This window comes from uncultured Fretibacterium sp. (assembly GCF_938040765.1).
In the GTDB taxonomy this organism is placed as follows: Bacteria; Synergistota; Synergistia; order Synergistales; family Aminobacteriaceae; genus CAJPSE01.
Window position 1 is genome coordinate 1 of sequence record NZ_CALIAA010000029.1, and the last position, 14,368, is coordinate 14,368.

Below are 14,368 nucleotides of genomic sequence, written 5' to 3' on the forward strand. Positions count from 1 at the left end.
GAAAAAAGCCCGTGAGGTCAAGAGGCCGAAGGGGCCGGCTTCTTCGGAGGGTTTTTCCTGGGGGTTTTGCGCCGTCGTATGCTGCACCATGGGATTGGCCGCTTTTCTGATGTTTTCCGCGTGGGGCCGGTTCTCGGGCGTGGCGTGGGGAAGTCTGGTGGAGAATCGGAACGACCTCTCGGTGGAGAACGAGGGTTTTGTCTCCGTCGACATGAGCGACGCCTACGAGGAGGGCAAGGAGCTCGTTCCCGCCCTTCCCGAAGCTCTCCCCTCTCCCCTCTCCGGGGACCTGCCCGTCAGGCTGGCTTCCCTGCCTGAGCCGCAGATGCCTCAGGTCCCTCAGGTCCCGATGCCTGAGTCGAAGGAGGGCGGGCAGTCTTTGCTGCTTCCCGTCGTCGATATCGCCGAGGACTTCGGCCCTCTTCCCAAGGACCTCTCCGATTTTGAATCGATCATACTGAATACCCAGGACGACGGCACCCGCCTCCCCGAGGATGGGGTGTCGGAGGATATCGAGGATATTATGGAGCTGGAGGCACCGGAGGGGGATATCCGCCTGACGGATGTGGGGGTCGGCTGGAAGGAGCATATCGTCAAGTCCGGCGAGACTCTGTCGGACATTGCCCTCGGCTACGCCGGGGTGACGGCTCAGGACATCCTTCGTTCCAACGGGCTGAAGGACGCCAATCGTCTGTCCGCCAATCAGCTTCTCCTGATCCCCAACACGCCGGACGACGTCGAGGCGACCCTGGAGGAGGTCCGCACGCGCCAGTTCCGCATCGCCTCGCTTCGCGAGGAGGTCAAGCCCTTGAGTGTCCTGGCCTATGTCGTGGTGCAGGGGGACAGCCTCTGGTCCATCGCCAACGCCCAGAACATCGAGCTGGATACCCTGGTGGGCAGCAACACCTTCAAGAGCTCCGCCACGCTCCGTCCCGGGGCGGTGCTTCGTATTCCCAACCAGGACGGCATCTTCTATACGATGCGCAAGGGCGACAGGATCGAGCTCGTCTGCAAGCGTTATCAGGTGGACCTCGACTTGGTGCGCAAGGTCAATCCGACGATAGACGTCGTCTCCTTGAAGCCGGGCAACGAGGTCTTTCTGCCGGGGGCCCGTCCGGAGGCCGTCGCGGAGGTCCGTGTGGAGAACAAGAAGGTCAAGCTCGTCCCCGTCAGGGATAAGGGGCGTCCTCAGAAGGGTGGGCGTTCCTACCGCTGGCCCGTGATGGGGCGCATCAACAGCCCCTTCGGCTGGAGACGCCATCCGGTTACGCGGCGCCGGGACTTCCATACGGGCATCGACATCAAGGCGTCCCGGGGCATGGTGATCCGGTCGGCGCGCGATGGGCGCGTGGCCTATTCGGGATGGATGGGCGGCTACGGCAAGGTCGTCGTGGTGGAGCACGCGGGCGGGCAGTCCACGCTTTACGCTCACTGCAGCTCGGTTATGGTGCCTCAGGGCACGAAGATATCCCAGGGGCAGAATATCGCCAGGGTCGGGACGACCGGAAGGTCCACGGGACCGCATCTCCACTTCGAGATCCGGAGGGGCAACAGCCCGGTCAACCCGCTGCAGTATCTGAAATAAGCGGCGGCATCCGAAGCGGAGGCCGGTTTATATCGTCCGAGAGGAGTCGGTAGGGGACCAGAAGTTTTTTTTTTCTGGTCCCGTTTTGTATTTTTGGGCAGGGGGATTTTGAGCTGTCCGAGTTCGGATGGCCGGGAGGGCGACAGGCAATGGCGAAGTACGTTTTCATCACGGGCGGGGTGGTCTCCTCCCTGGGCAAGGGCATCACGGCGGGATCGGTGGGAACCCTTCTGAAGAAGCGGGGGCTCAGGGTGTCCATCATCAAGATGGATCCCTATCTGAACGTGGATGCGGGGACGATGAACCCCTTCCAGCACGGCGAGGTCTTCGTCACCGACGACGGCGCGGAGACGGATCTGGACCTTGGGCATTACGAGCGTTTTATCGACGAGACCCTTGGCGAGCAAAACAGCATCACAACCGGAAAAATATATTCGCACGTGATCGACAGGGAGCGCAGGGGCGCCTATCTGGGCGGGACGGTCCAGGTGATCCCCCACATCACCAACGATATCCAGGAGCGGCTGGTCCGGGCGGGGGAGCAGCAGGACGTCCTGATCGTGGAGATCGGCGGGACGGTGGGGGACATCGAGGGGCAGCCGTTCCTGGAGGCGATCCGGCAGATGGCGAACCGCGTGGGCCGCGAGAACGTGGTCTACTGCCACGTGACGCTCGTCCCATGGCTGGAGGCGGCCCAGGAGCTCAAGACGAAGCCGACGCAGCACAGCGTCCAGGAGCTGCGGCGCATCGGCATCCTCCCGAACATCCTGGTTTGCCGCACGAGCCGTCCCATGGACCAGGAGATGAAGAACAAGATCGCCCTGTTCTGCACGGTCCCGTCCGAGGCCGTGATCGAGGTGCGGGACGAGCCCACGATCTACAACGTCCCGTTCAGCCTGCATCGTCAGGGGCTGGACACGCAGATCCTCCGGGCCCTCGGCCTTCCGTGCGGAGGGGAGCCCGACCTCTCGGACTGGCATCGGGTCGTGGACCGCTTCATGAACGCCCCGGATGCGGTGGAGATCGCCCTGGTGGGCAAGTACGTCCAGCACAAGGACGCCTATCTCAGCGTCGTGGAGGCCCTGTACCACGCGGGCGTGCACCACGGCGTCAAGGTGCGGGTCCGCGCGGTGGAGTCGGCGGAGCTCGAGTCCTCCGATGTCGGGGAGAGCCTGAGGGACGTTGACGGCGTCCTGATCCCCGGCGGCTCCGGTTCCCGCGGAATCGAGGGGATGATCGACGCGATCCGTTACGCCCGGGAGGAGAGGATCCCCCTGTTCGGGATCTGCCTGGGCATGCAGATGATGGTGGTCGAGTATGCCCGCAACGTCTGCGCCCTGGCGGGGGCGCACAGCGAGGAGATGGACCCCGCGTCCCTCCACCCCGTCATTCATTTGATGCAGGAACAGGCCCATATTGATAAAATGGGGGGAACGATGCGCCTTGGGGCCTACCCCTGCGACCTCGTGCCCGGGACCCTGGCGGCGCGGTGTTACGGCGTCCTGGAGATCAGCGAACGCCATCGTCACCGCTATGAGTTCAACAACGCGTATCGGGAGCGGCTGGAGGCGGGGGGTCTCTGGGTCTCCGGGGTCTGCCGCGGGCGGAACCTCGTGGAGATCGTCGAGCTGCCGGGGCACCCCTGGTACCTCGGGGGACAGTTTCACGGGGAGCTGAAGTCCAGGCCGACGCGTCCGCATCCGCTCTTCGCGGATTTCATCGGGGCGGCGATCCGGCGTCGGCACGGCGGGGAGGGGCGGTAGCCCGCCCTCCTTTTTTAGATCTGGAGGAGGTAGCGTTTTGATCAGGAAAAATTTGTGCGGACTGTTGGTGGGAGCGGCGATGCTGTGTCTGCTGTTCTCCTCCTGTGCGGCGGCGGGTCCCGAGGATGGTAAGAGCGACTCCGTCCTGATGATGGAGCGGATCGAGACGATCATCTACGGCGAGCCGAGCAAGGGCGGCCTGGTCGAGCGGCTGAACGGGATAGAGCGGGAGCTCTTCGGCCGCAGCCTGCCGGGCAGCATCGCCGAGCGCCATGCGGCGATCCTGAACTTTCTGGAGACGGGGACCGAGGAACAGCCCTCCATGCTCTTCAAGGTTGGGGTCGCGGAGTGGATCCTGAGCAAGAACATCCATGCGTCCAGGCCCGCCCTGAGGCGCCTCGAGACCCTCGAGAGCGATATGGACGGGGACCTTCAGTACGGCAAGCCCGTGGCGATGCGCGTCGAGCGTATCCTGGCCATGCTGGTCTCCGACCCCGTGACGTTTCGCCAGGTCACGCTGCCGGGGGCGACGGTGCTGAAGTTCCGCTTCATGGAGGAGCTGAGCCCCGCGAAGAGCCAGAAGGGGGACAAGGTCCGCCTGGCGCTGACCGACGACCTCGTCGTGGACGGCTGCCTGATCGCCCCGCGCGGGTCCCTGCTCGACACCACGGTGCGCGAGGTCAAGAAGCCCAAGGCCTTCGGCGTGCCCGGGGAGGTCCGCCTGGATTTCAACGCCCTGGTTCCCCTGGGCCCGCAGAGGCTTGGTGTGGTTACGGGGGAGGCCTCCAAGAAGGCGGCGGAGGATGCCAGCAAACGCGGGGAAAAGGGCGAGGGGGCCATTATCGGCGCCGGCGCGGCCAGCCTCGCCGGCGCGGCGCTCCTGGGGCCCGTCGGCCTTATCGGGGGGCTCTTCGTGCGCGGAAACTCCATCCGCATCCCGGAGGGATCCGTCACCTTCGTGCAGACCTCGGACGACGTGACGGTCTCCGCCTATCCCATTCCGGAGAGCCTGCGCGTCGACCCGGGGACGGCCATACGCCAGACCGTGGGCGAGGCGTCCGAGGGGGAGCCCGCGCCTGACCCCGCTCCCGCCGCGCCGGCCGACAAGGACATCATCATCAAAAGGGATCGGCCCGGTCAGCCTTCGAAGCCCGCAAAGGCCCCGAAACCCTCCGGGGAGGGCGCCTTCGAGCTGCCTCCGGAGCAGCAGGTCGATTAGGGACGCGAACGGGGGCGGGTTTCCCGCCCCGTTTTGAGACGGATGGGGGGAGCGAAGTGGCGGAACCGAACGCCAGGTGCGGCGAGCTTTTTTGGGGGGGACGCGGCAGGGGATGTATCCTGGCCTGCCTTCTGGCCGTCCTGTCCGTCTGCCCTCCGGCCTTCGGGGGCGCGCCGGCCGAGCAGGTGACGAACCCATTCGGTGAGACGATCCGTGTCCTGGAGCAGTGGACGGTGTCCCATTGGGGGCGGGACTGCTTCGTCTGGATCGTCTACTATCCCGAGGAGCTCATCGAGCCCTGGGTGGAGGCGGAGGCGCTGCGGGTCGGGATGTCCGAGGCCGAACGGCGCGCGTACCGCGACACCTTCGTCTCGGAGCTTCGGATGGACAGGGCGGAGCCCTTCCTCGTCTCGGTCTACGCCTTCGGCGCGAGGCCGGTCAGCCTCGCGCCCGTCTCCGACAACATCCTTCTGGTCACAGCCGCGGGCGAGCGCGTGCGGCCCGTCCGCTACGATACGAACCTGGACCAGCCCCTGAGGGGCCTGGTTCAGGGGCTGGTCTTCTTCCCCAAGCAGAGGGACACGAATTTTGCCGTGGCCGTAAGGGGGATGGGCGGCTACGACGAGCGCCTCTTTTCCTTTGCGTCGGCGGCGTCCCCTGAGGAGTGGGACGGTGGAGCCATCCCCGCCTCCGAGGAGACAAAAACCGTGGTCGTGGAACTGCCGAAGAAGCCCGCGTCCAGGAAGGTCTCGGTGAGGCCCGTCAAGCCTCCGAAGCCGGCCGAGCATCCCGCCGTCCCGATGGCTCCGCCGCCGTCCGTGCCGCGCCCCATCCCGCCGCTTCTGGCGGAGGACTCGGGCGATATGGCGGTCTTCGTGGAGTCCGTGCGCGACCGCGGCGCCTCGCCGGACAGAAGGGCGGCGGACAAAACGGACAAAACGGAGGACGCGGCGTCCGAGACGCCTGAAAATCCCGGGAAAAACGCGCAGAGCGCGTATGTGAGCCGGGAGCAGGTGCTGCGCCGGTTTTTGACCCTGTGGGCGGAGAACCGACCCGACGAGATGTATGCGATGCTCTCCGCGGAGTCGCGGAAGATGCTCTCGTCGGAGAACTTCGCCCGGGAGACCGCGAAGGCCGCGGACTTCCGCGCCGGGCTGAAGGACGGCTATCGCATCGACTGGGTCGGGGAGGAGCGCGCCAAGGTGATCACGGACCGACGCTTCCTGATGTTCCGTTCCCTCGTCGTCCGTACCCTCGGAGTGACCCGGGAGGGCTCCTCGTGGAAGGTCGTATGGTAGAAGGGCGCAGGGCGGCTCGTGCGACGCCCCCCGGCGGAGCTCGCCGCCTCTTCCGGGCCCTTCCGGCGCCTGGGGGGATGTCGGCATGAGGGGCCGCAGGGGGCTCCTGGCGCTTCTTCTCGCCTGTCTGGGGATCGCCCTTCTGGTCCGCTACGTGATGAGGGACCTCAGTCTCGATGTCGACCTCCTTCGGGAGGGGCTGCTGCACATGCCCGGCATCGTCATGGAGAACCTGGAGTTCGACCGGGAGGTCTCCGGGGACCGCTGGCGCGTCCGCCTGCCCCTTGCCGAGAAGCGGGGGGAGCAGGTGATGGTCCGTTCCGTCGATATCCGCCGTCGAATGGGGTCCGGGGGCGAATGGTATTTTTTCGGCGCTCGGGGCGTCTATTCGCACGACGAGAGGGCGGCCTCGATCGAGGGGCTTCTGGGGACGCTCGAGACGCCGACGAGGGTGCTGAACCTGGAGAGCCCGAGGCTCGACTGGCGCGAGGCCGGCGGGGAGTTCTCCTTCCCGTTGGGATTGACCCTTTATGACGACGAGTTCGTGCTCAGGACCTCGGAGGCCAGCATGGACGAGAGCGGTGTCGTGGTTTTGGAAAAAGGAGGCACGGTCACATGGACGAAACCCTTGAGGTAGCGGGCGCACCGTTTTCGGGCGCTGTGGGCCGCCCCGGCGCGGGATGGGGCCGCCTGTTTTGGGCCGCGGCCGTACTCCTGGGGTTCTTCCTCTCTGGAGGGCCTCTTTCGGCTGGGGCCGAGGGGGCCGACGAGCCCGGCAGGAAGGTCGTCCTGAACGCCGACAGGGTGTCCTACAACGACGAGACGGGGCGGGCGAGCGCCGAGGGCAGGGCCGTCCTGAACTACGAGGGGGCGACGATACGGGCCGAGCGCATCGAGTACGACGCCCACTCGCAGAAGGTCCAGGCCATGCCCCTGCCGGGGGAGAAGGTCGTCCTTCGGGCCGGGGACAAGTCCCTGGCCGGGGACCGGCTGGACTACGACCTGGAGACGAGGGAGGGCGTCCTGTCCGGGGCGGGGACGAGCCTGCCCGTCGGGGCGGGGACCCTTTATGTCCATGGGAAGGAGATCGAGGTCCTTCCCTGGGACAGGGCGGTCGAGCGGGGGCTTGTCCATGGACGCCCCGGGCGTCCGGACGAGTACCTCGCGGAGTGGCGCAACGTCGTCCTGACGACCTGCGCGCTGGACCATCCGCACTACCGGATCGAGTCGAAGACCATCACCTTCGTGCCCGGGCGGAGCGTCGTCGCGAAGCGTCCCCGCCTCTACCTGGGAAACACCTACGTCTTCACCTCGCCCATGGATTATGTGGTTAGGATCGACCGCAGGGCCATGAAGTACTCGATCATGCCCTACTTCCAGAGCAGCGAGACGCGCGGGACGGGGGGCGGCCTCACGGGGTCGCTCGCCTGGGACTCGGGGTCCCTCTCCGTCGGCGTGGCCATCTGGAGCAAGGTGGGGACGGAGTGGATGGCGGAGGTGGAGCAGGCCCTGGGCGGGGGGTTCTCCCTCAGGGGGGGCGTCTCCTATTCCTGGGACGAGCTGTGGGACGAGACGGTCTGGCGTCCTTTCGCCTCCCTCTCCTTCGAGAGGGGCGGCTGGCATGCGGTGCTGAACTGGTCCAGAAACGAGTATATCCAGGAACAGAAGGACCTGCGGGACGATTACAAGGGGCGGCTCGAGAGGCGTCCGGAGGTGGAGGTGCACTCGCCGTGGTTCCGGATATCCCCCGAGTCCTGGGTTTCGCTCTCGGCCTCCTGGGGCTCGTACCGCGAGGAGACCGCGGCCCTGCGGAGCGACGTGATCTCCCGCTGGGGCGCGGGGTTCCGCAGCTATTACGAGAAGAGCCTGGGGACGGACGTGGACCTCTTCTCCAAGTCCCGGGGCGAGGCCTGGTTCTACGACAAGGGGAACGCGGACCAGCAGATGCTCTGGAGCCTCACGGGGCTTCGCTATCGGATCGGGGTCCTGGAGCTGGCGACGGCCTACGAACACCGCTACGTCTGGGGTGAGGGGGCCATGCTGTGGGACCGCTACCGGGAGAGGGAGCGCCTCCATCAACAGCTGCGTTTTCCGATGGGGCGGGAGGTCTTCGGCCTGGTGCGGGGAAGCTACGATCTCGAGCAATCCGAGATCGACAAGGTTTACTATGCGCTGCAGTGGGTCACCGACTGCATGAAGTGGGAACTGAACTACACGGACGACCGAAGCTCCGGAGGGGAGGGGAGGGTGGGGCTGTCCCTCTCCATCCTGGCCTTTCCCGACACGCCGGCCTCGTTCGGTCAGGAGATCGACGAGGACCCGTTCGAGCGGCCCCGGGACCTTCCGGCCGGGGAGTGACGGCCGGAGCCCCCGGTGCGGATATCGGGTAGAAATCCCTGGACCGCCCTGTTCCGAAGGGCTATATTATAATGAAGGTGTGGACGTCCGGCCTCCGCATGGGACGTGGGGAGAGGGTATGGGAGAGGTCATGGACGCACGGGAAGAACGGGAAGAACGGGAAGAACTGATCCTGCCGGTAATGGCGGATGAGGACCGGAGGGAGATGCTGCGCCTCGAGGAGGTGGGCGGGCTCCCGACGCAGATTGATCGTTCGCGCGATCTTTTCTTTCGTTTCCTATTGGGCTGCCCCTCGCGCCTGGACCTGCTGGGGGATCTGCTCAATGCTCTGTTCTCCGTCCGAGGCTGTCCCCGTGTCGAGCAGCTCGAGCTTCGCAATGCCGATCTTCCCCCCGATGGGGTCAACCTGAAGGAGTCGAGGCTTGACATCGCGGTGGTTGACGAGCTGGGGCGTCATCTGAACGTCGAGCTTCAGCGGGAGAACCACAAGCATTTCATTCCGCGCGGCCTTTTTTACCTGGACAAGCTTTTTATTGAGCCGCTGGGGAACGGCGAGGATTACGGAAGGCTGAGGCCGACGATCGTGATCTGCCTCCTGGCCTTCGATCTGTTTCAGGGGGAGGACCGCTGCGTGTGGGGCTTCAGGTGGATGAGCCCCGAGGGGAAGCTGCTCACGGACGTACAGCAGCTTTTTTACGTGGAGATGAACAAGGCGCGGGAGAGGCTGTCGGAAATATGGCGCAGGACGAAGTCGGACCCGGACCCCGAGCTGACGGATGAGGAGCGTCTCAGGGTCTGGTGCGGATATATGACCAACGATGCCCTGGGGGTGAGACTGGTGCAGGAAGTGCTGACGAAGGACAAGGTTTTCCGGAAGGTGAATGCGGCGGAGCAGAGCTATTGGGGAACGCCGGAGTACCGATACTATCAGCTTCGAGCGCAGATGGCGGAGATGGACCGGAAGGCGATCGAGGAGACGCACCTTGACGAGGCGACGGCCAGGGGCATGGCCAAAGGTATGGCTCAGGGTATGGCTCAGGGTATGGCTCAGGGTATGGCTCAGGGTATGGCCGAGGGAGTAGCCAAAGGCAGGCTCGAGGGCAGGCTCGAGACCGCGCGGCGGATGCTTGCACACGGCCTGGCTCCCGAGCAGATAGCGGAGTACACCGACCTGTCCCTCGACGAGATCGAGGGGCTGACGGCCAGGGACGATTGATTGATTCGGCGCTTCCTTAAAGCCAATACTATCGGCTTCGAGCGCAGATGACGGAGATGGACCGGAAGGCGATCGAGGAGACGCACCTGGACGAGGCGACGGCCAGGGACGGTTGATTGATTCGGCGCTTCCTTAAAGCCGCGCTTTGTGTTAAACTTCGCGTAAGGTGGAGCCTGAGCTTTTGTACGGCTATGCCGGACGGGCAGAGCGAAGGATTTTATTGGAGAAATCCCATTGAAGGAGGTGGTGTGCCGGCACAGGACGGCATCGGCGTTTCAGGCCCGTCGTGAACGGTCGGGCCGGGGTCCCCGGCAGGGGGCGTTTCCTTTCATTTTGTACCGGGCACGGACGCCCGGGAGGAGCCTGAGGGCTCAAACTCCATCCGTTTCAGACTTGGAGATGATGTCGAGGCGGCGAGGAGTCGGCAGGGAGGGCGTACAAAGAGGTACGCCGACGAAGCCGACGACGAGGCCAACGAAGACGGCGCTCCGAGATGAAAGGGCTGGACAGACAAGGAGGTTTTTTTACTATGGGTATGGTCGTCAATCACAACATTCCTGCACTGATTTCCTACAACGCGGTCTCCAGGACCAACAACGCACTCCAGAAGTCCATCCAGAAGCTCTCCACGGGCCTCCGCATCAACAGCGCGGCGGACGATGCCGCCGGCCTCGCGATCAGCGAGAAGATGCGGGCGCAGATCCGCGGGCTGGACCGCGCCGTGGCCAACAGCCAGGACGGCATCAGCATGATCCAGACCGCCGAGGGCGCGCTGAACGAGACGCACAGCATTCTGCAGCGCATGCGCGAGCTGTCGGTGCAGGCGGCGAACGACACGCTGACGCAGCAGGACCGCGGCTACATCCAGCTGGAGATCGACCAGCTGCGCGAGGAGATCACGCGCATCGGCAACACCACGCAGTTCAACAAGAAGAAGCTGCTGAACGGCGACGCGGCGGTGCTGTGGAGCAGCGACAACCTGAACACCAAGGCCATCGTCAACGGCGGCCTGCGCCAGATCGACCAGTTCGGCCAGAAGTGGGCGGCGGAGGGGAACTACAACATCACCGTCAAGGCGGAGCCGGGCCAGGCCGAGGTCAAGAAGAGCGACATCTTCAAGATCAAGCACAAGGACGTGGTCTATAACAAGTCCGTGGACAAGGTGAAAGGCGTTGAGGATGTGTCCGTGAATAACGTCCCAGCCGGAGCCTACACGGTAAAGAACATGGCGCCCGCTGCGGGGACCTCGGTTATAACAGGCCTTTACAATGTGAAGGACGTCAATATGACCAGGGCAGAAATCACTGCAGCTGCCAATGGAGCCACCGCTGGAACGGGCACCCTTCAAGTAGGAAGCGTAAAACTTGATGTGGCACTTGCCGCTTCTGAGGCAGATACGGATGTAGCGGGTAAATTCTATGCGGCTTTGACCTCGAATGATGCCATGCAGAAGTTTGCGGAGGCCGGTCTTTCTGTAACTGTCAAGAAAAATGCACTTAAAATAGAGATCCAGGTAATTCGTACTGACGGAGAGAAAGCTCCCGCTCTTGCTGAGATAAAGTGGAATAAGGGGAATACGGCTTTAAATGATATTCCTGGAGCTGCTGCTACACCTCCGGCAGCTCAGAAAGACTATAAGATTGCAGACTTCAAAACCGCGATGTTGAAGGATAACCTCGATGCTACGAAACTCAATACAAATGCCAGCGTCCTGTTCGAGGTCACGAACGTGGATGCGAAGAACGATGCGATCACCGTGAGGGCCACCGTCTCGAGGATGAATGTTGATGGCACTACCAGCACAGTCACGAAGGACGGCATCGTTTTGAGTGGTGGGGCTGAGTTGGCGCTGGGTAAAGCATTAGGCATTAGCGATGCGGACGATGCCTTGAAGATGGAGCTGCAGAAAGGCCTTTCCGTCGCCTTCAGCAAGGGCAGCAAGTTCGTCTACAACATCTCGGCGGGGAATGGTTCCACCCCGGCCGGTACGGTGGATACGGGGATTCAGATCTCCGGGACGCAGAACCCGAATTGGGGCGACAATTGGGTAGACAAGAATGCAGGCGTCACCCGCGACCCGATGACCTACGGCCTTAATGTGGACAAGGTAAAGGGCAAGGACCTGAGCTTCAAGCACTACTACCTGAACGAGAAGACGGGCGAGGTCATGGAGGGCACCGTCAAGCTGTCTCTTAATAAAGACTATGCTGCCGGTGACGGCAAGACCGTTGCGACCTTCAACGCGGCCTACATCGGCGAGGTGGCCACGGGTGACGTCAAGCTGCGGGACCTGGACAAGTTCTGGAACAGCGAGGGCGTCTTCATGCTGAAGGACCCGAAGACCATCACCATCACCCAGGGCGACGGCAAGCAGACCAGCGTCACGCTCTACGGCTACGATACGCTGAACGACGTGGCGAGGAAGCTGAACGACGCCATTGCGGGCGGTTTGGGACAGGGCAAGTACGTGGACGACGCCAGCAAGTTCGTGACCTACGTCTCCGATCCGGGCAAGAACTCCGAGTCCGTGAAGGGCACGTTCCTGATCCGCTCCGTGGTGCCGGGCTCGTCGGGGACCATCAGTCTGGCGGGGGACGAGGGAGTCATCAATGCCTTCTCCCTCAACGTCATCCAGGACGCCAAGGAGAGTGCGTACACGGTGTCCGTGAAGGACGCACACAACGGCTCCGTGGTGGCCAGCGACGTGAGGATCAGCGGTAACAAGCTGATCGGCGTGGTGAACCCGAACATCGATGTGGAGTTCGACGCCATGGCGGGCGTGTTGGCCAAGTGGGATGAGGGCCGCAAGGCATTTGTCTACGGTGATACGAAGATTCTGAATACGGTTCTGCACCTTGCGGACAACACGACGGTGTTCCAGATCGGCGCCAACGAGGGCGAGGACATGGGCATCAACATCGGCGACATGCGCGCCCACGCCCTGGGCCTGAACGAGGTGCTGGTCACCGACCGCGAGTCCGCGGCGCGCTCCATCACGGTCATCGACAACGCGCTGGACAAGGTGTCCACGCAGCGCGCCAAGCTGGGCGCCTACCAGAACCGCCTGGAGCACACCATCAACAACCTGACGGTGGCGGGCGAGAACCTGACGGCGGCGGAGAGCCGTATCCGCGACACGGACATGGCCAAGGAGATGATGAACTTCACCAAGCTGAACATCATGCTCCAGGCCGGAAACGCGATGCTGGCGCAGGCCAACCAGCTTCCGCAGAACGTCCTGAGCCTGATTCGTTAGTTTGGCCGGGTAAAGGGTTTTCTTCCGGGGGCCCTGCCCCCGGAAGCCCGCTTTTACCGAAAAATTGACGAAGGTAGGTGAGGGCTATGGAGGTTCGTTTGACTCCGGGCGGGACGACCGTACCCGAGGCCCCACCCGGTGAGGGGTTGTCCGTGCGTCAGGCCCCGGCGGTCGAGCCGCGGGAAGTTCTGCCGCACCGGGATTCCGGCGCGGCCGTGCAGGACCGTCCGGCCGGGCTCGACAAGGAGGACCTGAAGGACCTCCTGAAGAGGACGACGGAGTTGGTCTCGGCTCTGGGCCCGAGCGACCGCCACCTGAAGTACGAGGTGATCGACGAGGCGGGCCTGGTGCAGGTCCAGGTGATCGACACGTCGGACGGGAACATCGTCCGGAAGATCCCGGCGGACGAGATCGTCAAGCTGGTCTCGCGCATCCGCGAGACGCTGAACGAACGGCTGGACGTCGTGGCGTAAGACCACACAGGCCCAAGCAACAGACCTTAACGACAGGGCCCTCCCGCGAAGGGGAGGGCCCTGTTTGTGTCGTGTTTGTTATAATGGCTGCAGAGACCTGTATGATGATGTGTGGAGGCTGAGGCCGTGCGTCGAGGGAGCGGGGGCTTGGAGAGGGAGTTGACTGCGGAGGAGTTGGAGCGCTGTGTCCGCTCGGCCAATCCTCTGAACGATGCCTTGTTCAAGTACCTCTTCGCCGCGAAGGGGAGCGAGGCGAACCTTCTGCGTCTTTTGAACGACATCCTGGGGCCGAAGCGGGGTATTGTCTCCCTGGAGTACCTGGATCGAGAGAACGATCCGCGCCGACACGGCGGGCGATCCTCCTATGTGGACGTCCTGGCTCGCTCTGAGGATGGGCGGCTGTGCCACGTGGAGGTTCAGCTGGACAAGGAGGTCCACTTTTTCGAGCGCTTGGTGTATTACGCATCAATCAGTTTTTTTAACCAGCTGTCTACGAGCGAGGGGTATGAAAAACTGAGGCCGGTTATCTTTGTCTCCCTGATGGATTTTTGTCTTTTTCCGGGGCGTCCTGCGGATTGGCATTCGGAGCACCGGATTTTGGATGTGAAGGACCACCGGAGCTATTGCGACAGTCTGGAGTTCCACTTTTTGGAGCTGCCGAAGCTGAGGAACCTGATGGCGGACGGCGGAATTGAGGATACGGGTTTGAGCCGAGTTTTGATGTATCTTGGGCGGATGGGAGGATACCCGAATATGAAAAGCTTGGTGGAACGGGATGCAGGAATCGAAAGGCTGGAGGAAGGGGTACGGTCTTTTTTCCGTGAGCGGGGCAATCTTGCGCTCTATAAATTGCGGGAACGTGAGGAGACGGACTATCGCAATGCGCTCAAGTATGCGGAGGCCAGGGGCCGGTCCGAAGGTGAGGCCAGAGGCGAGGCTAGAGGCGAGGCCAGAGGTGAGGCCAGAGGTGAGGCCAGAGGCCGAATTGGTACGGCACAAAATCTGATTCGGATGGGTCTGGACCTCGACAAGATCGCCCAGGCGACCGAGTTGCCTCTTGAGGAGATCAAAGCGATAAAAGCCAGGATTTCGGCTTGACGGAGGTGGGCCGATCGCCTGCTTGCGTCGACAGCGCGGCAACTGGGCCGCGTGTCGATCGCTTAAACGTACAAGCCCAAGGAACAGACCTTAACGGCAGGG

Annotated in this window: 10 protein-coding genes; all 10 read left to right on the forward strand. The window is 63.4% G+C overall.

Annotated features, from left to right (window positions below; translation table 11 throughout):
- On the forward strand, positions 1-1,585 hold a 1,585-nt coding region (locus Q0176_RS00885; RefSeq protein ID WP_299298106.1), incomplete at its 5' end, for a peptidoglycan DD-metalloendopeptidase family protein.
- A 149-nt stretch (positions 1,586-1,734) separates the two neighbouring features.
- Positions 1,735-3,348: a CTP synthase gene (locus tag Q0176_RS00890; protein ID WP_299298108.1), complete on the forward strand. Its 1,614-nt coding sequence runs from the start codon at positions 1,735-1,737 to the stop codon at positions 3,346-3,348.
- 37 nt (positions 3,349-3,385) lie between these two features.
- Complete coding sequence (locus Q0176_RS00895) at positions 3,386-4,567, forward strand: hypothetical protein (RefSeq protein WP_299298110.1); 1,182 nt, start codon at positions 3,386-3,388, stop codon at positions 4,565-4,567.
- 56 nt (positions 4,568-4,623) lie between these two features.
- Positions 4,624-5,865 (forward strand): hypothetical protein, encoded by a 1,242-nt coding sequence (locus tag Q0176_RS00900; RefSeq protein ID WP_299298112.1) that lies wholly within the window; start codon positions 4,624-4,626, stop codon positions 5,863-5,865.
- A gap of 85 nt (positions 5,866-5,950) precedes the next feature.
- Entirely contained in the window at positions 5,951-6,502 is a 552-nt protein-coding gene (locus Q0176_RS00905; RefSeq protein ID WP_299298114.1) for a hypothetical protein, read from the forward strand.
- Positions 6,481-8,223 carry a hypothetical protein gene (locus tag Q0176_RS00910; protein ID WP_299298116.1) on the forward strand — a complete coding sequence of 581 codons (1,743 nt, stop codon included), beginning with the start codon at positions 6,481-6,483 and terminating at the stop codon, positions 8,221-8,223. Before Q0176_RS00905 ends, Q0176_RS00910 begins: the two co-directional genes overlap by 22 nt.
- 130 nt (positions 8,224-8,353) lie before the next feature.
- Positions 8,354-9,439, forward strand: a complete 1,086-nt coding sequence (locus Q0176_RS00915) for an Rpn family recombination-promoting nuclease/putative transposase (RefSeq protein ID WP_299298118.1) — start codon at positions 8,354-8,356, stop codon at positions 9,437-9,439.
- A gap of 535 nt (positions 9,440-9,974) precedes the next feature.
- A complete protein-coding gene (locus tag Q0176_RS00920; RefSeq protein ID WP_299298124.1) occupies positions 9,975-12,695 on the forward strand; it encodes a flagellin in 2,721 nt (906 codons plus the stop codon).
- An 86-nt stretch (positions 12,696-12,781) separates the two neighbouring features.
- Positions 12,782-13,168 carry a flagellar protein FlaG gene (locus Q0176_RS00925; protein WP_299298120.1) on the forward strand — a complete coding sequence of 129 codons (387 nt, stop codon included), beginning with the start codon at positions 12,782-12,784 and terminating at the stop codon, positions 13,166-13,168.
- A 126-nt stretch (positions 13,169-13,294) separates the two neighbouring features.
- Positions 13,295-14,266 (forward strand): Rpn family recombination-promoting nuclease/putative transposase, encoded by a 972-nt coding sequence (locus Q0176_RS00930; protein WP_299298122.1) that lies wholly within the window; start codon positions 13,295-13,297, stop codon positions 14,264-14,266.
- Positions 14,267-14,368: the final 102 nt, after the last annotated feature.